The sequence below is a fragment of the Bradyrhizobium oligotrophicum genome (genome assembly GCF_051168495.1).
GTDB classification, from domain to species: domain Bacteria; phylum Pseudomonadota; class Alphaproteobacteria; order Rhizobiales; family Xanthobacteraceae; genus Bradyrhizobium; species Bradyrhizobium oligotrophicum_A.
In genome coordinates this window covers 117,298-138,998 of sequence record NZ_JBNPVB010000008.1, presented here as the reverse complement: position 1 = coordinate 138,998, position 21,701 = coordinate 117,298, and the positions used below count along the sequence as shown (strand labels likewise).

The 21,701-nt window shown below is 64.4% G+C and carries 19 protein-coding genes; 8 read left to right on the top strand and 11 right to left on the bottom strand.

What is annotated here, in order from left to right:
* Nucleotides 1-186: 186 nt before the first annotated feature.
* From ACQR1B_RS17450 to ACQR1B_RS17435, 4 genes are all read left to right on the top strand, one after another.
* Complete coding sequence (locus ACQR1B_RS17450) at nt 187-2,130, top strand: PrkA family serine protein kinase (RefSeq protein WP_434834499.1); 1,944 nt, start codon at nt 187-189, stop codon at nt 2,128-2,130.
* Nucleotides 2,131-2,347: 217 nt separating this feature from the next.
* Nucleotides 2,348-3,625 carry a YeaH/YhbH family protein gene (locus ACQR1B_RS17445; protein WP_434834500.1) on the top strand — a complete coding sequence of 426 codons (1,278 nt, stop codon included), beginning with the start codon at nt 2,348-2,350 and terminating at the stop codon, nt 3,623-3,625.
* Entirely contained in the window at nt 3,622-5,160 is a 1,539-nt protein-coding gene (locus ACQR1B_RS17440; protein WP_434834501.1) for a SpoVR family protein, read from the top strand. The genes ACQR1B_RS17445 and ACQR1B_RS17440 overlap by 4 nt, the downstream gene beginning before the upstream one ends.
* Nucleotides 5,161-5,403: 243 nt before the next feature.
* On the top strand, nt 5,404-6,690 hold the full coding sequence (locus tag ACQR1B_RS17435; RefSeq protein ID WP_434834502.1) for a TMEM143 family protein: 1,287 nt from the start codon (nt 5,404-5,406) through the stop codon (nt 6,688-6,690).
* 281 nt (nt 6,691-6,971) lie between these two features.
* Here the strand turns inward: ACQR1B_RS17435 and ACQR1B_RS17430 are convergent, their stop codons facing one another.
* The 10 genes from ACQR1B_RS17430 to pqqA form a co-directional block, all read right to left on the bottom strand.
* Nucleotides 6,972-8,027, bottom strand: coding sequence for a 2-oxoacid:ferredoxin oxidoreductase subunit beta (locus ACQR1B_RS17430; protein WP_250174142.1), 1,056 nt, complete (start codon nt 8,025-8,027; stop codon nt 6,972-6,974).
* 169 nt (nt 8,028-8,196) lie between these two features.
* Nucleotides 8,197-10,047, bottom strand: a complete 1,851-nt coding sequence (locus ACQR1B_RS17425; protein ID WP_434834503.1) for a 2-oxoacid:acceptor oxidoreductase subunit alpha — start codon at nt 10,045-10,047, stop codon at nt 8,197-8,199.
* Nucleotides 10,017-11,816, bottom strand: a complete 1,800-nt coding sequence (locus ACQR1B_RS17420) for an FAD-dependent oxidoreductase (protein ID WP_434834504.1) — start codon at nt 11,814-11,816, stop codon at nt 10,017-10,019. Before ACQR1B_RS17420 ends, ACQR1B_RS17425 begins: the two co-directional genes overlap by 31 nt.
* A 435-nt stretch (nt 11,817-12,251) precedes the next feature.
* Nucleotides 12,252-12,920 (bottom strand): hypothetical protein, encoded by a 669-nt coding sequence (locus ACQR1B_RS17415; RefSeq protein WP_434834505.1) that lies wholly within the window; start codon nt 12,918-12,920, stop codon nt 12,252-12,254.
* Between the two features lie 150 nt (nt 12,921-13,070).
* On the bottom strand, nt 13,071-14,060 hold the full coding sequence (gene pip / locus ACQR1B_RS17410) for a prolyl aminopeptidase (protein WP_434834625.1): 990 nt from the start codon (nt 14,058-14,060) through the stop codon (nt 13,071-13,073).
* Nucleotides 14,053-15,249 (bottom strand): pyrroloquinoline quinone biosynthesis protein PqqE, encoded by a 1,197-nt coding sequence (gene pqqE / locus ACQR1B_RS17405; RefSeq protein WP_434834506.1) that lies wholly within the window; start codon nt 15,247-15,249, stop codon nt 14,053-14,055. Before pqqE ends, pip begins: the two co-directional genes overlap by 8 nt.
* Nucleotides 15,246-15,554, bottom strand: coding sequence for a pyrroloquinoline quinone biosynthesis peptide chaperone PqqD (pqqD, locus tag ACQR1B_RS17400; protein ID WP_434834507.1), 309 nt, complete (start codon nt 15,552-15,554; stop codon nt 15,246-15,248). Before pqqD ends, pqqE begins: the two co-directional genes overlap by 4 nt.
* A 244-nt stretch (nt 15,555-15,798) precedes the next feature.
* Nucleotides 15,799-16,554 (bottom strand): pyrroloquinoline-quinone synthase PqqC, encoded by a 756-nt coding sequence (gene pqqC / locus ACQR1B_RS17395; RefSeq protein WP_434834626.1) that lies wholly within the window; start codon nt 16,552-16,554, stop codon nt 15,799-15,801.
* 20 nt (nt 16,555-16,574) lie between these two features.
* Nucleotides 16,575-17,504 (bottom strand): pyrroloquinoline quinone biosynthesis protein PqqB, encoded by a 930-nt coding sequence (pqqB, locus tag ACQR1B_RS17390; protein ID WP_434834508.1) that lies wholly within the window; start codon nt 17,502-17,504, stop codon nt 16,575-16,577.
* A gap of 252 nt (nt 17,505-17,756) precedes the next feature.
* On the bottom strand, nt 17,757-17,837 hold the full coding sequence (pqqA, locus tag ACQR1B_RS17385; RefSeq protein ID WP_012029362.1) for a pyrroloquinoline quinone precursor peptide PqqA: 81 nt from the start codon (nt 17,835-17,837) through the stop codon (nt 17,757-17,759).
* 333 nt (nt 17,838-18,170) lie between these two features.
* On the opposite strand from pqqA, the gene ACQR1B_RS17380 reads away from it, so the two are divergent.
* Entirely contained in the window at nt 18,171-18,428 is a 258-nt protein-coding gene (locus ACQR1B_RS17380; protein ID WP_434834509.1) for a DUF6894 family protein, read from the top strand.
* Nucleotides 18,429-18,512: 84 nt separating this feature from the next.
* Here the strand turns inward: ACQR1B_RS17380 and ACQR1B_RS17375 are convergent, their stop codons facing one another.
* Nucleotides 18,513-18,947 carry a group III truncated hemoglobin gene (locus tag ACQR1B_RS17375; RefSeq protein ID WP_434834510.1) on the bottom strand — a complete coding sequence of 145 codons (435 nt, stop codon included), beginning with the start codon at nt 18,945-18,947 and terminating at the stop codon, nt 18,513-18,515.
* 162 nt (nt 18,948-19,109) lie between these two features.
* On the opposite strand from ACQR1B_RS17375, the gene ACQR1B_RS17370 reads away from it, so the two are divergent.
* Genes ACQR1B_RS17370 through ACQR1B_RS17360 form a run of 3 tightly spaced genes read left to right on the top strand, consistent with a single transcriptional unit; the run spans nt 19,110 to nt 21,228 of the window.
* Nucleotides 19,110-20,504 (top strand): amidase family protein, encoded by a 1,395-nt coding sequence (locus tag ACQR1B_RS17370; RefSeq protein WP_434834511.1) that lies wholly within the window; start codon nt 19,110-19,112, stop codon nt 20,502-20,504.
* Nucleotides 20,501-20,983 carry a glutathione peroxidase gene (locus tag ACQR1B_RS17365; protein WP_434834512.1) on the top strand — a complete coding sequence of 161 codons (483 nt, stop codon included), beginning with the start codon at nt 20,501-20,503 and terminating at the stop codon, nt 20,981-20,983. Before ACQR1B_RS17370 ends, ACQR1B_RS17365 begins: the two co-directional genes overlap by 4 nt.
* On the top strand, nt 20,980-21,228 hold the full coding sequence (locus ACQR1B_RS17360; protein WP_434834513.1) for a DUF3297 family protein: 249 nt from the start codon (nt 20,980-20,982) through the stop codon (nt 21,226-21,228). Before ACQR1B_RS17365 ends, ACQR1B_RS17360 begins: the two co-directional genes overlap by 4 nt.
* Nucleotides 21,229-21,701 lie beyond the last annotated feature (473 nt).

Here is a 21,701-nt window from a genome sequence, read left to right as displayed (position 1 = left end):
AACTATTGAGCGAAGTGCATGTTGATAGGGCATATGCTGCATGCACTTTGCGTTGCGGAAAAGGACCAAGACGGTGCCCAATAGGGGCTAGCGCGCTTCACTCTGAGTCGGTTCGAGATCAGCTGGAACGTACTAGGATCTCGATCCGTTGCAGCAAGTGCGGCGGAACCTACGTGGAGAGGGATCATGTACAACGATTCGTTGTTCAACGCGTTCGCGAGGTCGTTCGAGGCACGCAGCCAGACCGACATGTCGATGCAGGAATATCTGGAATCGTGTCGAGCCGACCCGATGCGATACGCGAACGCTGCTGAGCGACTACTAGCTGCCATCGGCGAGCCTCAGATGATCGACACGGCCAAGGACCCACGCCTTGGCCGTATTTTTTTGAACCGGACGGTTCGGCTGTATCCCGCCTTCGCCGGCTTCTACGGCATGGAGGACACGATCGAGCGCATCGTCGGGTTCTTCCGTCATGCTGCGCAGGGCTTGGAAGAGCGCAAGCAGATCCTCTATCTGCTCGGACCGGTCGGCGGCGGCAAGTCGTCGCTCGCCGAGCGGCTGAAGCAGCTGATGGAAACGCATCCGATCTACGTGCTCAAGGCCGGGGATGAGCTGAGCCCCGTCTTCGAGTCGCCGCTCGGTCTGTTCGATCCCGACACGCTGGGCCCGATGCTCGAGGAGAAATACGGCATTCCGCGCCGCCGCCTGTCCGGCCTGATGAGCCCGTGGTGCTACAAGCGGCTCGAAGCCTTCGGCGGCGACATCTCGCAGTTCCGCGTCGCCAAGATCCAGCCGTCGCGGCTGCGCCAGATCGCCATCGCCAAGACCGAGCCCGGCGACGAGAACAACCAGGACATCTCCTCGCTGGTCGGCAAGGTCGACATCCGCAAGCTCGAGACCTACGCGCAGAACGATCCCGATGCCTACAGCTATTCGGGCGGCCTCAACCGCGCCAACCAGGGCATCCTCGAATTCGTCGAGATGTTCAAGGCGCCGATCAAGATGCTGCATCCGCTGCTGACAGCGACGCAGGAAGGCAACTACATCGGCACCGAGAACATCGGCGCGATTCCCTACAACGGCGTGATCCTCGCCCACTCCAACGAGGCGGAGTGGCAGAGCTTCAAGACCAACAAGAACAACGAGGCCTTCATCGACCGCATCTGCGTCATCAAGGTTCCGTACTGCCTGCGCGTCACCGAAGAGCGCAAGATCTACGAGAAGCTGATCCAGGGCTCCGAACTGTCCTCTGCGCCGTGCGCGCCGGCCACCTTGGAGACGCTGGCCCGCTTCTCGGTGATGTCCAGGCTGCGCAAGCACGAAAACTCGACGCTCTATGCCAAGATGCGGATCTATGACGGCGAGAGCCTGAAGGAGTCCGATCCGAAGGCGCGCAGCGTGCAGGAATATCGCGACGCCGCCGGCGTCGACGAGGGCATGGACGGCATCTCCACCCGTTTCGCCTTCAAGGTGCTGGCCGCGACCTACAACCACGACACGTCGGAAGTGTCCGCCGACGCGGTTCATCTGATGTATGTGCTGGAGCAGTCGATCCGGCGCGAGCAACTGCCCGAGGAAGTCGAGAAGCGCTATCTCGAATTCATCAAGGCTGATCTCGCGCCGCGCTATGCCGAGTTCATCGGCCACGAGATCCAGAAGGCCTATCTCGAATCCTACTCCGACTACGGCCAGAACCTGTTCGATCGCTATGTCGACTATGCCGACGCCTGGATCGAGGACCAGGACTTCAAGGATCCCGATACGGGACAGCTGCTCAATCGCGAGTTGTTGAACCAGGAACTGACCAAGATCGAGAAGCCGGCCGGGATCGCCAACCCGAAGGACTTCCGCAACGAGGTTGTCAAGTTCTCTCTGCGTTCCCGGGCCCAGAATGGCGGAAAAAATCCGTCCTGGACCTCGTACGAAAAGATCCGCGAAGTGATCGAAAAGAGGATATTCTCGCAGGTCGAGGATCTCCTTCCGGTCATCTCGTTCGGCAGCAAGAAGGATGGCGAGACCGAGAAGAAGCACGACGACTTCGTGGCGCGCATGGTCGAGCGCGGCTACACCGAGCGGCAGGTCCGCCGGCTGGTGGAGTGGTACATGCGGGTGAAGCAGGCCGGTTGATCGTGGTCCGGCGCCGGTTTCGGCGCAGGGGCTACGGAACGGGGATGTGAACCGGGACGACGAATGATGCAAAGCGTTCGACGCTGAGCTTCGATGGGAAGCGTCGGACAGGCGAAGGATCCGGGTCCAGTGTCCGGTCTGATACTGAACCGCGGCATCGCGGCGGGGGAGAGCAGGAGCTGAGACCGCTGCAGCAGGAGGCGTATGGAACGTGGTCATGCACATCATTGATCGGCGCCTGAACCCGGGCGGCAAAAGTCTGGAAAATCGCCAGCGATTTTTGCGCAGAGCCAAGGCCTTGGTTCAGGGAGCGGTCAAGAAGACGTCGCAGGACCGCGACATCAAGGACGTGCTGGAAGGCGGCGAGGTCTCGATCCCGCTCGACGGCATGGACGAGCCGCGCTTCCGCCGTGAGGGCGGCACCCGCGACATGGTGCTGCCGGGCAACAAGAAGTTCATCGAAGGCGACATCCTGCCGCGCTCCGGCGACGGCAGCGGCCGCAAGTCCGGCCCGGGGCAGGGCGACAGCGAGGACGCCTTCCGCTTCGTGCTGAGCAAGGAGGAGTTCGTCAACCTCTTCCTCGACGATCTCGAACTGCCCGATCTCGCCAAGCGCAAATTCGCCGAAGCCGAGAGCGAAGGGCTGGTGCGCGCCGGCTACTCCACCTCGGGCTCGCCGGCCAACATCTCGATCAGCCGTACGGTGACAAGGGCCCTGGCCCGTCGCGTTGCGCTGCGCCGTCCCAGGCCGGAAGCGATCGCCGAGCTTGAAGAAAAAATCGAGCAGGAGACCGACGAGGACAAGAAGGCCGCGTTGGTGGCCGAGCTCGAAGCCTTGAAAGCCAAGGCCAAGCGCATCCCCTTCATCGACCCGATCGACATCCGTTATCGCCGCTTCGAGGCGGTGCCGAAGCCGATCGCGCAGGCCGTGATGTTCTGCCTGATGGACGTTTCCGGCTCGATGTCCGAGCACATGAAGGATCTCGCCAAGCGGTTCTACATGCTGCTCTACGTGTTCCTGACCCGGCGCTACCGCCACGTCGAGATCGTCTTCATCCGCCACACCGACCGCGCCGAGGAGGTCGACGAGCAGACCTTCTTCTACGGACCGGCGTCCGGCGGCACCTTGGTGTCGAGCGCGCTGCAATGCATGCACGACATCGTCCGCTCGCGCTTCCGCCCCTCGGACTGGAACATCTATGCGGCGCAGGCCTCCGATGGCGACAACGCGACCTCGGATTCCGAGAACGTCGCGCGCCTCCTGACCGACAACATCCTGCCAGTGTCGCAATTCTTCGCCTATCTTGAGGTCGGCGAATCCGGCACCTATTCGTTCGAGATGCCGGACTCGGCGCTGTGGTCGCTGTATGAGCGTCTGCGCGCCAACGGCCAGCCGTTGTCGATGCGCAAGGTGCGCGACCGCAGCGAGATCTTTCCCGTCTTCCACGACCTGTTTCAGCGTCGCGGCACGACGCAGGAGAGGGCGGCGTCATGAGCGGGCTTCTGTTCGAGGGGGCGGACTGGAATTTCCTCACCCTGCAGCGTATCCACGATACCTGCGAGAAGGTGGCGCAGAACGAACTCGGGCTCGACACCTATCCCAATCAGATCGAGGTGATCACCGCCGAGCAGATGCTCGACGCCTACTCCTCGGTCGGCATGCCCCTGTTCTACAAGCACTGGTCGTTCGGCAAGCACTTCGCCTATCACGAGGCATCGTACCGCAAGGGCCTCATGGGGCTCGCCTATGAGATCGTGATCAACTCCTCGCCCTGCATCTCCTATCTGATGGAGGAGAACACGGCGACGATGCAGACCTTGGTGATCGCGCATGCCGCGTTCGGCCACAACCATTTCTTCAAGAACAATTATCTGTTCAAGCAGTGGACCGACGCCGACGGCATTCTGGATTATCTCGATTTCGCCCGCGGCTACATCGGCCAATGCGAGGAGCGCTATGGCCGGCTAGCGGTCGAGCATACGCTCGACGCCGCGCATGCGCTGATGTCGCACGGTGTCGACCGCTATCCGGGCAAGAAGAAGCTCGACTTCCGTGAGGAGGAGAAGCGCGCCGGCAAGCGAAGGCTCTATGAGGAGGAGCAGTTCAACGATCTCTGGCGCACCGTGCCGACGGGACCTGCCAAGACCAGCGCGGTGCTGAACGTCGAACGCCGCAAGGCGCTGCTCGGCCTGCCGCAGGAGAATCTGCTCTATTTCCTGGAGAAGAGCGCGCCGCGGCTCGCCCCCTGGCAGCGCGAATTGCTGCGCATCGTCCGCCACATCGCGCAGTATTTCTATCCGCAGGGCCAGACCAAGGTGATGAACGAGGGCACGGCGACCTACGTGCATTATCGCATCATGAACCGCCTGCACCAGGACGGCCGTCTGACCGACGGCAATTTCCTCGAGTTCCTGCAGTCGCACACCAACGTCGTGTTCCAGCCGGAATTCGACGATCCGCGTTTCTCCGGCTTCAACCCCTACGCTCTCGGCTTTGCGATGATGCAGGACATCGCGCGCATCGTGAAGGATCCGACCGAGGAGGACCGCGAGTGGTTCCCGGACATTGCCGGCACCGGTGACGAGATGGCGGTGCTGCGCGACGTCTGGGCCAATTATCGCGACGAGAGCTTCATCAGCCAGTTCCTGAGCCCGGCGCTGATCCGCCAGCTCCGGCTGTTCCACCTGCACGACGATCCGGCGGATCGCACCGGCATCCTGGTCGACGCCATCCACGACGAGCGCGGCTATCGCCGCATCCGCCGCGAATTGTCGCGGCAGTATGACGTCGGCTACATCGACCCGAACATCGAGGTGGTCGATGTCGATCTCGCCGGCGACCGCCGCCTGATGCTGCGGCATACGGTGGTGAAGGGGGCCCAGCTCAACGAAACCGACACGAAGCGGGTGCTTCAGCATCTCGCCGACCTCTGGAGCTACGACGTGTCGCTGGTCGAGGTCGATGCCGCCACCGACAAGGTGCTGAAGGAGTACGTGCTCAATCCCCGGATACAACCGGCGGCCGCTTAGCGCGGCCGCCAAGCCCTGAGATTTCTTCGATCGGCCTCGTTCCCGCGGAGACGGTGGTCTCCCCTCCCCGCAAGAGGGGGAGGGGAGAGCACCTGTGCTGCGGCAAATATCGAGGTTCGCATCTGAAAACGGGGATCGCGGCCGGTGGCGCAAGTCCGGTGAGCCAGCTATGGTGTGCGGTATCGGCGGGCGCCTGACGCTCTTGCCATTGCGGACAAAGATCGAAGCTCGGACGTAAGGCGCGTGGTTGGAGCAGGGGAGACGGTGGCGGCCAACCGGCGGGACCGGTTCATTCCACTGCGCAAGTCTGACATTCTCGACGCCGTGATTTCGCATGGCGGCCTGGACGAGGTCCAGTCGAGCGATCTGCGTGAGCTTGCGCGCATGCTCGGCGCCATTCTTCACCATGAGTATTTCGACGAGCTCGATCGCCTGCGCGACGCCTATTTCGACTTCGACCCCGAGGTGCCCATCGGCCGCCATCGCTCGTCCGGCGAGCTCGACACCGCCTATGGCAACCTCACGGACGAATTCGTCCGCGTGCTGGGCGAGGCCAATTTCATCGAGATTTCCCATGACGAGATCGAGCGCGCCTTTGCCGAGCATGCGCTGGTGCGCGTCAAGCTGAAGGCGCCGATCTCGGACTATCGCAGCGTGCGCATGTTCCGGCGTGGCCAGCATCAGGAGACGATCGAGGTCCCGATGCTGTATGGCCTGCGGCGCCGGTCGCAGGAGGTGGAGGTCTATGACGACATCATCCTGATGGTCGCGACCAGGCCCGACGAGCCGACGAAGAAGAAGCGCAAGACCGCCGCCTGGCGTGGCCGCAACAAGATCCGCGGCGGCGCCGTGCTGTTCAAATATTTCCGCCACATCGCCCGCTTCGATCTCGAGGCGCTGCTGCCGAACGTGCGCGTCGTCATGGGCCTGCGTGAACAGTTGACGCTCGGCGTGCCGGCGCTGCTCGGCGGCGTGCCGATCCTGCTCAAGCTGGCCTCGACCCTGACCGTGCTGTTCATCGTCGCCGGCTTCTATCTCGGCCTCAGCGGCACCGTGCACGACAACGACACCGAGCAGGCGCTGGCTGCGCTCTCGGGCCTGTTCGCGCTCGGCGCCTTCATCCTCAGGCAATGGGGCAATTTCCATCGCCAGTCGCTGATCCATCAGAAGCAGGTCACCGACAACATCTACTTCCGCAACGTCAACAACAATTCCGGCATCTTCAACTATTTGATCGGCGAGGCCGAGGACCAGGACTGGAAGGAGGCGGTGCTGGCCTATGGCGGCTTGCTGCTGGCATCCGTCCCGCTGTCGCGCGCCGCGCTCGGTAGCCACGTCGAGGAGCTGCTGCAGCAGATGTTCGGATTGGGCCGCGCGTTCAACATTGACGAGGCCTTGGTCAGGCTGCGGGAGTTTGGGCTCGTGAGCGGGGCTGATGAGGCATTGTCGGCACTGCCGCTGCCGGAGGCCATTGCGCAGCTCGAACGCGTTTGGACGAATTCGCTGCGGGTGCAATCCAACTCATCATGAGCAGCCTGCTCGTGAAAAAGGATCTGTGCCTCTCGGCCAGCCGATCTGCCCCTCTTGCCACAGCGAAAGCTCTCCACCCTCACCCAGAGGAGCCCGCCGCAGGCGGGCGTCTCGAAGGGCGAGGCCGCCGCTCGGGCCTCGCGGTTCGAGATGCGTCGCAAGGGCGACGCTCCTCACCGCGAGGGTTAGCACCGAGGACGGCGCTGCACTTTGCCCATGAGAATCGTCCTCACGAACGGTCAGCAGCCATGCGCGATTGACGCTCGCTGAGCTTGGCTCTGCTACCGCAAGCTCGCATTGATCTTGTCCAGCACGCTCTGGCCCGGGCACAGGTCCGCCGCCTCGAGCCGGTTGAGCGGCCGCTCCACCGTGTTGAGGTGGCTGTGCAGGTCGTCGGCCTCCGGATCGACATAGAGCAGCCCGGTCACGATCTGGCCTTGCGCCGCGTGCTTCTGAAGGAAGGTCATCGCGCCCAGCCGGTCATGCGGATCGTAGTCGGCGTCGATCTTGCGCAGCGCAAGCCGCGAGCCGTCGTGCTGCTCGACGATCTGCACCGTGCCGGGATCCTGGTCGATCTCGATCGGGTCGCGGCCGGTCAACACGTCGAGCCGGTTCACGGCGTCGTTGTGCTCGCGGACATAGTCGAAACTCTTGGTCGAGCCGGCATGATTGTTGAAGGCGATGCAGGGGCTGATAACGTCGATGAACGCCGCGCCCTTGTGCCGGATCGCACCCTCGATGATCGGCACCAGCTGCTTCTTGTCGCCGGAGAACGAGCGCGCGACATAGGTCGCCCCCAGCTGCAGCGCGATGCCGACGAGGTCGATTGGATTGTCGGTGTTGGTGACGCCCTTCTTGGACTTCGAGCCGCGGTCCGCCGTCGCCGAGAACTGCCCCTTGGTCAGGCCGTAGACGCCGTTGTTCTCGACGATGTAGGTCATGTTGACGCCGCGCCGGATCGCATGCGCGAACTGGCCGAAGCCGATCGAGGCGGAGTCGCCGTCGCCGGAGACGCCGAGATAGATCAACTCGCGATTGGCAAGGTTGGCGCCGGTCAGCACCGAGGGCATGCGGCCGTGCACGGTGTTGAAGCCGTGCGAATTGCCGAGGAAGTAGTCCGGCGTCTTCGACGAGCAGCCGATGCCGGAGATCTTTGCCACGCGATGCGGCTCGATCGACAGTTCGAAGCAGGCCTCGATGATCGAGGCCGTGATCGAATCGTGGCCGCAGCCGGCGCACAGGGTCGAGATCTTGCCCTCGTAGTCGCGATGGCTGTAGCCCAGCGCGTTCTTCTTGATGCCGGGATGCTGGAATTTCGGCTTTGCGATGTAGGTCATGAGCGCACCCTGTGGCCCAGTGCCGTCATGGCCGGGCTTGTCCCGGCCATCCACGTCGGGCCGCGAAAACAAAGAAGATGGATGCCCGGGCCTTCGCCGCGCCGGAGCGGCTTCGGCCGCGCAGGCGGGTCAAGCCCGGGCACGACGTTGGGAGAGAGTGGACACATCGTCACGACACCGCCTTGCGCCGCGGCGTGACCTGGATGTGGTCCTGGTGGTCGCCGATCGCGTCCGCGATGAAGCGTGCCGTGATCGGCGTGCCGTCATAATGCAGGATCGGCACCAGGCGCACCGGATCGATGCCGTTCTCGGTCACGATCAGCTGGCGCAGCTGGGCGTCGCGGTTCTGCTCGACCACGTAGACGAAATCGTGCTCGGCGATGAAGCTCGCCACGCTCGAATGGAACGGGAAGGCGCGGATGCGCAGGCGGTCGAGCTGACAGCCGCGCGCCTCCAATAGCTCGATCGCCTCGTCCATCGCCGGTGCGGTCGAGCCGAAATAGATCACGCCATATTTGGTCGGCTTGGCAGCATTGGCCTGCAGCGGCCGCGGCACCATGTCCTGCGCGGTCTGGAACTTGCGCAACAGGCGCTGCACGTTGTCCGCATAGACGGCGCCTTCTTCCGAATAGCGCGCGTAGCGGTCCCGCGAGGTGCCCCTGGTGAAGTACGAGCCCTTGGTCGGATGGGCGCCGGGGAGGGTGCGGAACGGGATGCCGTCGCCGTCGACGTCGAGATAGCGGCCGAAGTCGCGCCCCTCCTCCAGCATCTCGGCGGTCATCACCTTGCCGCGGTCATACTGCCTGGAATCGTCCCATTTCAGCGGCCGGCACAGCCGCTGGTTCATGCCGATGTCGAGATCGAGCATCAGGAAGATCGTGGTCTGCAGCCGCTCGGCGAGGTCGAAGGCGGCTGCCGAAAACTCGAACGCCTCGGCGGGGTCTTCGGGGAACAGCAGCACGTGCTTGGTGTCGCCATGCGAGGCATAGGCGCAGGCGACCAGGTCGCATTGCTGGGTCCGCGTCGGCATGCCCGTCGACGGCCCGGCACGCTGCACGTTCATGATGACGGCCGGGATCTCGGCAAAGTACGACAGGCCGATGAACTCGGTCATCAGCGACACGCCGGGACCCGATGTTGTGGTGAAGGCGCGGGCGCCGTTCCAGGACGCGCCGACCACCATGCCGATCGAGGCGAGCTCGTCCTCGGCCTGCACGATCGCGTATTTGGCCTCGCCGGTCTCGGGATCGTGCCGCAGCTTCTTGCAGTGGTTGGTGAAGGCCTCGGCCAGGGACGACGACGGCGTGATCGGATACCACGCGCACACCGTGGCGCCACCATAGACCGCGCCGAGCGCGGCGGCGTTATTGCCCTCGATGAAGATGCGGTCACCGACCTTGTCGGCTTTCTTGATGCGCAGGCCGATCGGACATTTCAGGTTTTGCAGTGCCCAGTCGCGGCCAAGATGCAGCGCATGGACGTTGGAGGAGAGTAGCTTTTCCTTGCCCTTGTACTGCTCACCGATCAATTGCTCGATCAGCTTCGGGTCCATGTCCAGCAGCGCGGAGAGGGCACCGAGATAGATGATGTTCTTGAACAGCTGGCGCTGGCGCGGATCCGAATAGGTCGAGTTGGTGATGGCGGTCAGCGGCACGCCGATGACGGTGATGTCGTCGCGAAACTTGGTCGACGGCATCGGCTTGGTCGAATCGTAGAACAGATAGCCGCCCGGCACGATGCCGGCGACGTCCTTGTCCCAGGTCTGCGGGTTCATCGCGACCATCAGGTCGGTGCCGCCGCCGCGCGCGCCGAGATGGCCGGCCTCGGTGACCCGCACCTCGTACCAGGTCGGCAGGCCCTGGATGTTCGACGGGAAGATGTTGCGTGGGGACACCGGGACGCCGTGGCGGAGCACGGCGCGCGCGAACAATTCGTTGGCGCTGGCCGAGCCGGAGCCGTTGACGTTGGCGAAGCGGACGACGAAATCGTTTACGCTGCTGAGCGGCGCTTGCTGGGACATGCGTGACCTGCGTGAGTCGTCTCGATGAAATATTTCTGCATGTCCCACGCACCGGTGGGACAGCGCTCGGCGCACAGGCCGCAATGGAGGCAGACGTCCTCGTCCTTCACCATCACGCGTCCGGTCTTCAGATCCGATGACACGTAGAGGTCCTGGTCGGGATGAACAGACGGCGCCTTCAGGCGTGAGCGCAGATCAGCCTCCTCGCCATTCTCCGTGAAGGTGATGCAGTCCATCGGGCAGATGTCGGCGCAGGCATCGCATTCGATGCACAGCGTGTTGGAGAACACCGTCTGCACGTCGCAGTTCAGGCAGCGATGCGCCTCGCCGAGCGCGAGCTTGACGTCGTAGCCGAGCTCGACCTCGGCGCGGATGTCCTTCAGCGCCACGACCTTGTCGCGGTGCGGCACCTTGAAGCGCTTCTCCGCCGAGATGTCGTTGTCGTAGCTCCATTCATGGATGCCCATCTTCTGCGAGGAGACGTGCACCTCGGGCAGCGGCCGCTCGGTGATGTCCTCGCCTGACAGCAGGCGGTGGATCGACAACGCGGCTTCATGTCCCTGCGCGACCGCCCAGATGATGTTCTTCGGCCCGAATGCGGCATCGCCGCCAAAGAACACTTTTGGATTGGTCGAGACGAAGGTTTTCGGATCGACCTCGGGCATGTGCCATTTGTCGAATGCGACACCGCAATCGGCTTCGATCCACGGGAACGCATTCTCCTGGCCGACGGCCACCAGCACGTCGTCGCACGCGAACGTCTGATCGGGCTCGCCGGACGGCACCAGCGAACGCCGGCCGTTGGCGTCATATTCGGCCTTCACCTTCTGGAAGGTGACGCCAGTGAGCTTGCCGTTGTCGTGGTTGAAGGCAACCGGCACGAGATAGTTGAGGATCGGAATGTCCTCATGCAGCGCGTCTTCCTTCTCCCACGGTGAAGCTTTCATCTCCTCGAAACCGGAGCGCACGACGACCTTGACGTCCTCGCCGCCGAGCCGTCGCGCGGTGCGGCAGCAGTCCATCGCGGTGTTGCCGCCGCCGAGCACGATCACGCGCCTGCCGATCTTGTCGGTATGGCCAAACGAGACGCTCGACAGCCAGTCGATGCCGAGGTGGATGTTGGCGGCCGCTTCCGTGCGGCCGGGAAGGGTCAGCTCGCGGCCACGCGGCGCGCCCGAGCCGATGAACACGGCATCATAATTGTCGGCCAGCAGCTTCTTCAGGCTGTCGATGCGATGACCGGCCTTGAACTCGACGCCGAGGCCGAGTACGTAGCCGGTCTCTTCGTCGATCACGCTATCGGGCAGACGGAACTTGGGGATCTGCGACCGCATCATGCCGCCGGGCTTCGCATCGCCGTCGAACACTATGCAGTGATAGCCGAGCGGGGCGAGGTCGCGGGCCACCGTCAGCGAGGCCGGGCCGCCGCCGACCAGCGCGATGCGCCGGCCGTTCTTCGGGGCAGGCCGCGGCATACGGTGGTGAACATCATCCTTGAAGTCGGCCGCGACGCGCTTGAGGCGGCAGATCGCCACCGGACTCTCCTCGACGCGCCCGCGGCGGCAGGCAGGCTCGCAGGGGCGGTCGCAGGTGCGTCCGAGAATGCCGGGGAACACATTCGACTTCCAATTGATCATGTAGGCGTCGCTGTAGCGACCCTCGGCGATCAGGCGGATGTATTCGGGAACCGGGGTGTGTGCGGGACAAGCCCATTGGCAATCGACCACTTTGTGAAAGTAGTCGGGGGCCGAAATATCAGTCGCTCTCATTCCTACCCTGTCCGCGCGGCGAACCACGAGCGCGCGGCCTTCCTGACCTGAGGACGACCGATTGTTCAGGAACAGCGGCGGATCAATTGCGCTCCGGAGCTGGCCTGTTCGTCGACCTTCTGTTTTTTGAATGGCTCAATTGAATAGTCATATCAGACTAGAGCCATTCCAAGGCGCACACAAAGGCAAATTTGCAGGGCTGGTGGTCATGCACAGTGATGCAATGCCGCATTGCAGGCGCGATGTGGCCATGTGTTGCGATGCGGGATGTGATGTGGACGAGTAGGAAGAGCCAGTAGGGCAAGCGAGACACCACGCACTCAGTCGTCATGCCCGGGCTTGACCCGGGCATCCACGCGCTTCTCAAGATGCCGGACGACGTGGATGGCCGGGACAAGCCCGGCCATGACGCGTGGAGAGAGATGGGCGTCAAACTTAGTTGGTCGCGATGTCCGCGCGGCTCAAATCCCACATCAGCCTATAGATGCCGGCCGAGATCTGCGTTGCCAGCGGTCCGTCGATCGCCGCAAAGCGCGTGGTCATCAGCGTGGCAATCGCGTGGCTGTCGGTGCCGTCGATCAGGATGAACCAGTCGGCATCGCGTGAGGTTGCTGGCACGCCAGCAGCAGGGCCGGAGAGATCCGCATCGCCTTCGAGCAGATGCATCGAGATCACGCCCCTGAGCTCGCGCGGATCGAGCTCGACCTCTAGCGCGTCGCGCAGTGCGCCGTCCTGTCCCGGCTTCGGCCGCAGCCGGATGATGCCCAGCACGGCGCCGCGCCCCGCCCCCTTCGAGATCGTGATGCGCGCGACGCTGCGGATCATGTTCTTGAACCGCGCCATCACCGTCTTCGACCATTCCGTCGGCGACTCCAAGCGAGCGCGATACGCGGCGCTGTCGAGCACGTCGATGCTCTCGGTCGAATACAGGCACAGATATTTCGGGCTGCCCTGCTCGGCGACATAGCGCCGCGCCTCGACGAAGCCGGGAATGGCCACGCGCTCTTCGAGATGCTCTGCGTCGTACCAGTGGTTGAAATCAGCTTCATGCTCGGCATCGATGTTCATCGATGTCAAAAGCATGCCTTTCCCGGCGATGGGCATCTCGAGCCTCCTGGTGCGTGTGCTGATCCTCATCCTGAGGAGGCCGCCAAAAGCGGCCATCTCGAAGGATGAGGCCCGAGGTGTCACGGGCCCCATGCTTCGAGACGGCGCTGGCGCGCCTCCTCAGCATGAGGGGAATGAGAGATGTGTTTAAGGCGCCGTCGCGCGCTTCGCCATATCGCAGATGGCTTTCATGACCGCATCGCGGATGCCGGGGTCATAAAGATTGTGACCTGCGGCTTCGACGACACGGATTTCGGCGTCGCGCCATGCGTCGGCCAGCCGTGCCGAGGTCGCGGGCGGGCAGAGCAGGTCGTAGCGGCCCTGCACGATGATGCCGGGAATGCCGGCCAGCTTGGTCGCATCCCGCAGCAGCTGGTCCGGCGCCATGAAGCTGTCGTTGGAGAAGTAGTGCGCCTCCATGAACGGCGTCGCCGGCAGCGCGCTGCCGGAGCGGATGGCGAGGCGATCGAGCTGGGTGCGCGACGGCTTCACCTCCGACAGCGCGCGCTCGGTGTCGTGCCAGGCGCGGGCGGCGGGGCCGTGGATGGCCGGGTCGGGATCGAGGATGCGGCGGAAATAGGCGTCGCAGGGATCGGCGCGCTCGGCTTCCGGCAACAGGTCCAGAAAATCGCGGTGCAGGGCCGGGTGAAAGCGCGCCAGCGTTTCGCCGAAGGCGGCGGCCACCTCCGCGCGGGTGCCGAGGAAGGTCGCGCGCAGCACGAGGCCCGTCACGCGGGTCGGATGCGCCTGCGCATAGGCCAGCGCCAGTGTTGCGCCCCAGGAGCCGCCGGCAACGATCCAGCGCTCGAAGCCGAACTTGGCGCGGATCGTCTCCATGTCGGCGATCAGGTCGGGCAGGGTGTTGTTGTCGCGGCTGCGCGCCGGGCGCGAGCGGCCGGCGCCGCGCTGGTCGAACAGCACGGCATGGAAGCGCTCGGGATCGAACAGCCGGCGATGATCCGGCTGGCAGCCGGAGCCGGGGCCGCCATGCAGATAGACGGCGGGGATGCCGCCGATGCGGCCGGTGCTCTCGACATAGATCTGATGGCCGCCGGAGACGTCGAGCCATTCCGACGTCAGCGGCGCAAACGGATCGTTGCGGTGTGTTGAGGCGCGGCCGGCTTCGGCGTCAGGCATCATTGCCGTTCTCCGGCGTGCCGCCGGCAAAGTTGCGATAGAGGAAGCGGTCCTGGCCCGAGGCCGCATCGCGCTCGGCCTGCTTGAAGATGCTCTCGTGCAGCGGCGACAGCGTGCAGGCCGGATCGGTGTTGCCAGCGTCGCCGGTCAGCGCAAACGCCTGGCAGCGGCAGCCGCCGAAATCGATCTCGCGAAACTCGCAGCTCTTGCACGGCTCCTTCATCCAGCCGGTGCCGCGATAGCGGTTGAAGGCCTCGGAGTTCTGCCAGATCCAGGCGATGGAGTTGTTCGAGCGCACCGACATGAAGTCGAGCCCGGTGATGCTCTCGGCGGCATGGCAGGGCAGGACCTTGCCCGAGGGCGAGATGTTGAAGAACTGCCGGCCCCAGCCGCCCATGCATTTCTTCGGCCGCAGCGCGTAGTAGTCCGGCACGACGTAGTCGATCGTCAGCGTGCCCTTCAGCCGCTCGCGCGCCTCCTCGACGAGGCGGTCGGTCTCTTCCAATTGCGCAAAGGTCGGCATCAGGCTGGCGCGGTTCTTCAAGGCCCAGCCGTAATATTGCACATTGGCGACCTCGAGCCGGTCGGCATCGAGATCGACCGCCATCTGGATGATGTCGGGCAGCTGATGCAGGTTCTGCCGGTGCATCACGGCGTTGACGGTCAGCGGCAAATCGAGCTCGCGCGTCCACTTGGCGACCTCGAGCTTCTTGGCATGACCGCCTTTGTAGCCGCCGACGCGGTCGGCGACCACGGGCTCATTGCCCTGGAAGCTGATCTGCACATGGCAGAGCCCGGCATCGGCCAGCTCCTTGAGCCGCTCGCGCGTCAGCAGCACCGCCGAGGTGATCAGGTTGGTGTAGAGGCCGACATCGTTGGCGTGCTGCACCAGCTCGACGATGTCCTTGCGCGCGGTCGGCTCGCCGCCGGAGAAATGCACCTGCAGCACGCCGATCTCGGCGAGCTCCGAGAGCACCTTCTTCCACTCCGCGGTGGTCAGCTCCTGGCCCGAGCGATCGAGCTCCAGCGGGTTGGAGCAATAGGGGCATTGCAGCGGGCAACGATGGGTGAGCTCGAGCAGCACGGCGAGCGGAATGCCGAAGCTCTCGGCCACGGAGCCGCGCCGCTCCAGCACGGCGAGGCCGTCATTCGCGTCAATCTGCGGCGCCGTCGCGGTCAGCTCGGTCATGATGTCGTCTCCCGGACCTCGGTCAGAAAGCCCTTGTCGGCGAGATCCTGCAGCATGGCGACGACATCGGTCGCGATCACGTCGCGGGGCGCGGCGTATTTCGCCGCGAGCTCGTCGATGATAGCAGCGACGCTGCGCGCGCCGTCGCACAGCTTGAGTACTTCAACTGCGATCTCATCCGGCGCCAGCACGCGCTCCGGCGCGAGGATCACCCACACCTGACGCGTCTCGTCGTATTTCAGCTTGGTATGCCGCGGCAGCACCACGCGGCTGGTCTCGGCAACTTGGATGTGACGCGGGGCCATGGCGGGTCTCTACACGATAGCAGGTGCGTTTGATCCGATGCTGCGGCATCGGAAGTGCCCACCCTCCCCTGGAGGGGGAGGGTCGTTGCGCATCGCGCGCGATGCGCAACGGGGTGGGGTGATTTCTCCACGCGCACCGCGGCTGGCGGCTTCACCCCACCCCGCCTCGCGCTTCGCGCGAGCCGACCCTCCCCCTCCAGGGGAGGGTGGAACCGATGCTGTTGAGAGAGCCGCGACAACCACGCTACCCCTCCTTCGGCACGAACGCGCCGGGCGGGATGTGGCCTTCGACATAGGCGTGATACAGCGCGTCAAGTTGCACCCACAGCACGTTGGTCTTGAAGATCAGCGCGTTGCACACCGCGGCGCGCTGCTCGGGCGTGGCAGCGTGCTCCTTGACGTAATGCAGGGCGAAGTTGGCGTCGCGCGGCGCCTGGGTGAGGCGGCGCTTGAAGTAGCTCATGGTGTCGTTGTTGACGAAATTGTAGTGCTCCAGCATGCCAGAGATCCGCTCTTCATGAATGCTCGGCGCAAACAGCTCGGTCAACGACGAGGCGATCGCCTCCAGCGGCGAGCGGTCGCGGCAGAAATGCACATAGGCTTCGACAGCGAAGCGCGTCGCCGGCAGGATGCCTTCGGTGGATTCGACGTAAGCCGTGTCGAGGCCGAGGCCTTCGGTCAGCTTCAGCCAGCGCTCGATGCCGCCCTCGCTGCCGACGTCGCCGTCGTGATCCTCGATGCGGTGCCGCCATTCCAGCCGCGTGGCGCGATCGCGAAAGCGTGTCATCACCATCGCGTCCTTCAGCGGGATCGTCGATTGGTAATAGTAGCGGTTCAGCGCCCAGGCCTGCACCTGGCCCTTGTTGAGCTTGCCGCTGTGCAGCAGCTTATGGAACGGATGGTGGTTGTGATAGCGCGTCGCGCCGATGTGGCGCAGCGCTGCTTCCAATTCGCCCGCATTGTTCAGCGTGACGCCGCGTCCGATCGACAGCGCCGTCATTCCGCTCAGATTGACCTCACTCACAGTACGATCTCCATCCCTTCAGCGGGGATTTCCCATCCCTCGCGTTCCAACGTTTGCCGCTCGTGTGAGGCGTGCAGCCACGCCGGATTGGAGTTGTTGATGTGCAGGAAGATCTTCCTGCCGATCCCGAGGTCCGCCAGCTGCTTGATTGCGCCGCTTTCTCCGGACATCGCGATATGTCCCATGCTCTGCCCGGTCTTGTTGCCGAGTCCAGCCTGGATCATCTCGTCGTCGCGCCACACGGTGCCGTCGAACAGCACCAGCGGCGCGCCTTTCAATCTCGTTCTCAAGGCGTCGTCGACGCCGGCACAGGCGGCGATGACGTAGCCATATTGCCCGCTGTCGAGGTCGGTAATCTTCAGCCCCAGCGTGTCACCGGTCGACGAGCTGCCGCCCGGATGTTGCTTGTCGCGCAGATACCACGCGCTGGTGCCGGAGACCGCGAAGGCGGTGATCTCCAGCCCCGAGGGCCGGCCATCCTGCAGTTGCGGCCGGAACGGCGCATCGATCTCGATCGGCAGGCGCTTGACGGTCTCGTCCTTCAGCACATCGAAGATGTTGTTCGACCGCAGGATCGCAAGCACCTTGGGGTGGGCATGAATCGAAAATGGCGAACTCTCGCGCATCGACAATAGCCCGGTGATCGCGTCGATCTCGCCATTGGTCAGGATCACGCCGGCGATCGGGCTGTGGCGCAAGGCGCCCGGCTTCGGGTGCAGTTGCGGCGTACGGGTGACCTGCTGCCGCAGGTCGGGCGAAGCGTTGATCAGGAACCAGTTGGCGCCGTCGGCGCTGACGGCGACCGAGGCCTGGCTGTTGCTGATCTCGGGATGTGAGGTGCGGGCGGCACGGCAGACGGCGCAGCCGCAATTCCACTGCGGGACTCCGCCGCCCGCCGCGGCGCCCAGGACGACGATGCGAAGCATGAGCCGTCTCCTGGAATTCAGCTTTGGTCGCGCACGCGATTACCAGCGGCAGGATGACCAACAGGGAGGATGACCAACAGGGAGTCTGACGAACGGTCTGGCTGACGAACAGTCAGGACGACCTGCAGGTCACGAAGGTGACGAGGGTGGGATACCGGGCCTGCGCACGGGCTGGCACGCACGCGATCACTGATCCCCACCCTCGAGCGTCGACGCCCCGGCCAAGCGGGACCTGGACGTCACACCCGCGAATTATTTGCGGGCCGCGCAGGCATACATGTTGATTTCCATGCCGACCGGCACTTCAACGATCTTCGGTGCTTTCCAGGCCATTGTCCTCTCCTTCAAGATGGGACGGTTATCGTCCTCGGAATTAAACTACCGTGCTACGAAAAGTTCGCCAGTGGAATCTTTTTGTTTGAGCCTGTCAGGCCTGTTTATTGCAGTGCGATGCCGCAGCCGCGAATTGCTGCCATTTTCGTCGGATTGAGCCGTGAAAACAACGAATTCGTGATCGATGGCTTCGTAACGCCGCTCACTTCAGTCGCTAGCTTGAGGGCAGGGCGATGCGGATAAAGCAGTCGTGAGACGTTAGAGACTTCAAAACCCAAGAAGACCTGAGAAACCCAAGAAAACCCAAGCGCGCGACCCCATTGGAAACCGACGATGCCTAGATATTTCTTCAACACGCGGATCGGCGAGGAACTGGTCTCCGACACCGACGGTGAAGTGCTGCGCAATCCCGACCGCGCCTGGGAAGTGGCGCGCGACATGATCAAGGAACTGCTGCGCACCGAGGGCGGCAATGCCGCGCTGATGACGGCCGTCATCGAGGTCACCGATGAGGACGGCGAGGTCGTACTGGAGTTTCCGTTCTCCGAGGCCATCTTCACCATGCCCGCGCAGTCGATGACGCGGCACTGAAGGCGCAGATGCTCGGAGCGAGGCTGCGCCGGGTGGTGTGGCCGCCGACCGGGCAGACCGGCGCCGTGGCCGACGCGAGCCGGGTCAGAGCGAATGGCGCGGGCGCACGAGGTCGCCGCGCGTGCTGGCGATTCCCATCTCGAAGCTGTCGGCGATGCGCCGCGCGCGGATGATGAACAGCTCGGCGAGCCCCTCGGCGAACAGCTCCTTCGCCGTCGCCTCGAACAGCTGCAGCCAGCGGTCGAAATGCGCGCCCTGCAGCGCCAGCACGAGATGCGGCCGCATCGGCGCGCCGCTGTAACGGCCGGTCTTCAGGAACATCGACGACCAGAAATCGCTGATCCTGCCGATATGCTCGTCCCAGTCGTCCACCGCGCGGTTGAAGATGGGACCGATCAGTTCGTCCTGCCGCGCACGTTCATAGAAGGTCTGAATCAGACGGCGGATGGAGGCCTCATCGAGTTCCGGATTCTGAACCGCGAGAGGATGGCGGTCGGGCTGGGCGGCAGGCGTGGTCATGGCGCGGTATATAGGGGCCCGGGATGCCGAAGGAAATGTCGAGGGTGAGGTCTCGAGGCCAGGCGGCAGCGGCGCTGCCAGATGCATGGCCCACCTCGCGATGCGCGGCTTTCTCCGTGCCGTTCCCCGCGCTAAGAACCCGGGACCATCACGGAGTTGTCCATGACCGATCTCTGGCGCCTGCCGGCTGCCGACCTCGCCGCCCTCATCAAGTCCAAACAGGTCTCCGCCCGCGACGCCGCGACCGCGGCGCTGGCTCGGCTCGATGCGGTCAATCCGCAGATCAACGCCGTGATCGACCATCGCCCCGAGGACGTGCTGAAGCAGGCCGACGCCATCGATGCCAGGCTGTCGCGCGGCGAGGATCCCGGGCCGCTCGCCGGCGTACCCGTGACGATCAAGGTGAATGTCGATCAGACAGGCTACGCCACCACCAACGGCCTCAACCTGCAGAAGGACGCCATCGCGTCAGCGCACAACCCCGTCGTCAATAATTTCGTGAAGGCCGGCGCCGTGCTGCTCGGCCGCACCAACACGCCGGCGGTGTCCTACCGCTGGTTCACCAGCAACCTCATCCACGGCCACACCAAGAACCCGCGCGACCCCGGCATCACGCCCGGCGGCTCGTCCGGCGGCGCCGGCTCGGCCACCGCCGCCGGCATCGGCCATATCGGCCACGGCACCGACATCGCCGGCTCCGTCCGCTATCCGGCCTATGCCTGCGGCATCCACGGTCTGCGCCCGACGGTCGGCCGCATCCCCGCCTTCAACACCTGCCTGCCGGAGCGGCCGATCGGCCCGCAGATCAGCGCCGTCTCCGGCCCGCTGGCCCGCACCGTCAACGACGTCCGGATCGCGCTGGCGGCGATGTCGGCGCGCGACGTCCGCGACGTCTGGTGGATGCCGGTGCCGCTCGAGGGCCCCGAGCTGCCGAAGCGCGTCACGCTCTGCGTCAATCCGGATGGCCTGAACCCGGTACCCGAGGTCGTCGCCGCGCTACGCGACGCCGCCCGGCGGCTCGAAGCGGCCGGCTGGACCGTCGAGGAGATCGCCGACACGCCGCCGATGCAGGAGGCCGCCTTGCTGCAGACCCGGCTGTGGCTCGGCGACGGCTACGAGGCCCAGCTAGCGGCGGCCGAGCAGGAGGGCGATCCGGGCGCGCTCGCCTGCCTGCGCGGTGTCAGTGACAAGGTGCACCCGTTCGACCTGTCGCAGACCCTGGCGCGGCGCGCCGCGCTGACCCGGCAGTGGCTGCTGTTCATGGAGCAGCACCCGCTGCTGTTGCTGCCAGTGTCGGGCATGCTGCCGTTCGCCGACCAGCTCGACCGCAAGGACGAGGAGTCGTTCAGGCAGGTCTGGCATGCGCAGCTGACGCAGATCGCGATTCCCTTCTTCGGCCTGCCGGGCCTCGTGGTCTCGACCGGCATGGTCGGGCGCATTCCCGTCGGCGTCCAACTGGTCGGCCAGCGCTTTCGCGAGGACATCTGCCTCGCCGCGGGCGAGGCGATCGAGGCCGGCGGGACGCCGCCGTCGCCGATCGATCCGGTGCTGGCGTGAGCGCCGCCGGCATCTACGATTTCACCGCGACCTCGCTGAAGGGCGAGGAGGTGCCGCTGCAGCGCTTCGAAGGCCAGGTGCTGTTGATCGTCAACACCGCCAGCGCCTGCGGCTTCACGCCGCAATATCGCGGCCTGGAGGCGCTGCATCGCGCCTACGCGCCCCGGGGCTTTGCCGTGCTCGGATTTCCCTGTAACCAGTTCGGCGCCCAGGAGCCGGGCACGGCGGAGGAGATCGGCGCGTTCTGCGCGGGCAAGTACGATGTAACCTTCCCGCTGTTTGCGAAAATCGACGTCAACGGCGCCGACGCGCATCCGCTGTACCGGTTCCTGAAGGGCGAGAAGACGGGCCTCCTGGGCTCGGCGATCAAGTGGAATTTCACCAAATTCCTGGTCGATCGAGCCGGTCATGTGGTGTCGCGCCATGCGCCGACCACCACGCCCGAGGCGTTGCGAAAAGAGATCGAGGCACTGCTGTGAGCGACAACGACACCCCTGCATTCCCGGACCGCCTGTCGGTCGATCCGAAGAGCCCCTATTACAACGAAGCGATCCTGTCGCGCGACGTCGGCATCCGCTTCAAGGGCGCCGAGAAGACCAATGTCGAGGAATACTGCATCAGCGAAGGCTGGATCCGCGTCGCCGCCGGCACCGCCAAGGACCGCCACGGCAACCCGCTGACCATCAAGGTGCATGGGCCGGTGGAGCCCTATTTCAAGGATTGAGCGGGCGGCTCTGCGCACGGTCTAGCTTCGATCGCGCCAGAGCACCACAGTCCTCAGCGATGAGGCAAACCGCCAACCCAGGACTCGTCATGCCCGGGCTGGTCCCGGGCATCCACGTCTTTCGTCTGGGCACGACGTGGATGGCCGGGACAAGCCCGGCCATGACGACGCGGAGACAGCCGTGATGATGACCATTACGGCGGCTGCGACGAGCACCGCATCGTCACGCCCAACTGTCATCGTCCGCGAAAGCGGACGATCCAGTATTCCAGAGACGGAAGTGATCAACCGACAGGCCGCGGCGTACTGGAGTCCCCGCCTTCGCGGGGAATGACACCGAGGATGTCGTGCGAGCTTGGCCTTCAAGAACGGTGCGAGCCGCCAGCTTCGTTTTCCCAGCCGTTCGCTTCAATATTTGAGCGACGTTCAAAATTTTTATTGAACGTCGCTCAAGTTTCGCTACACTCACCCTT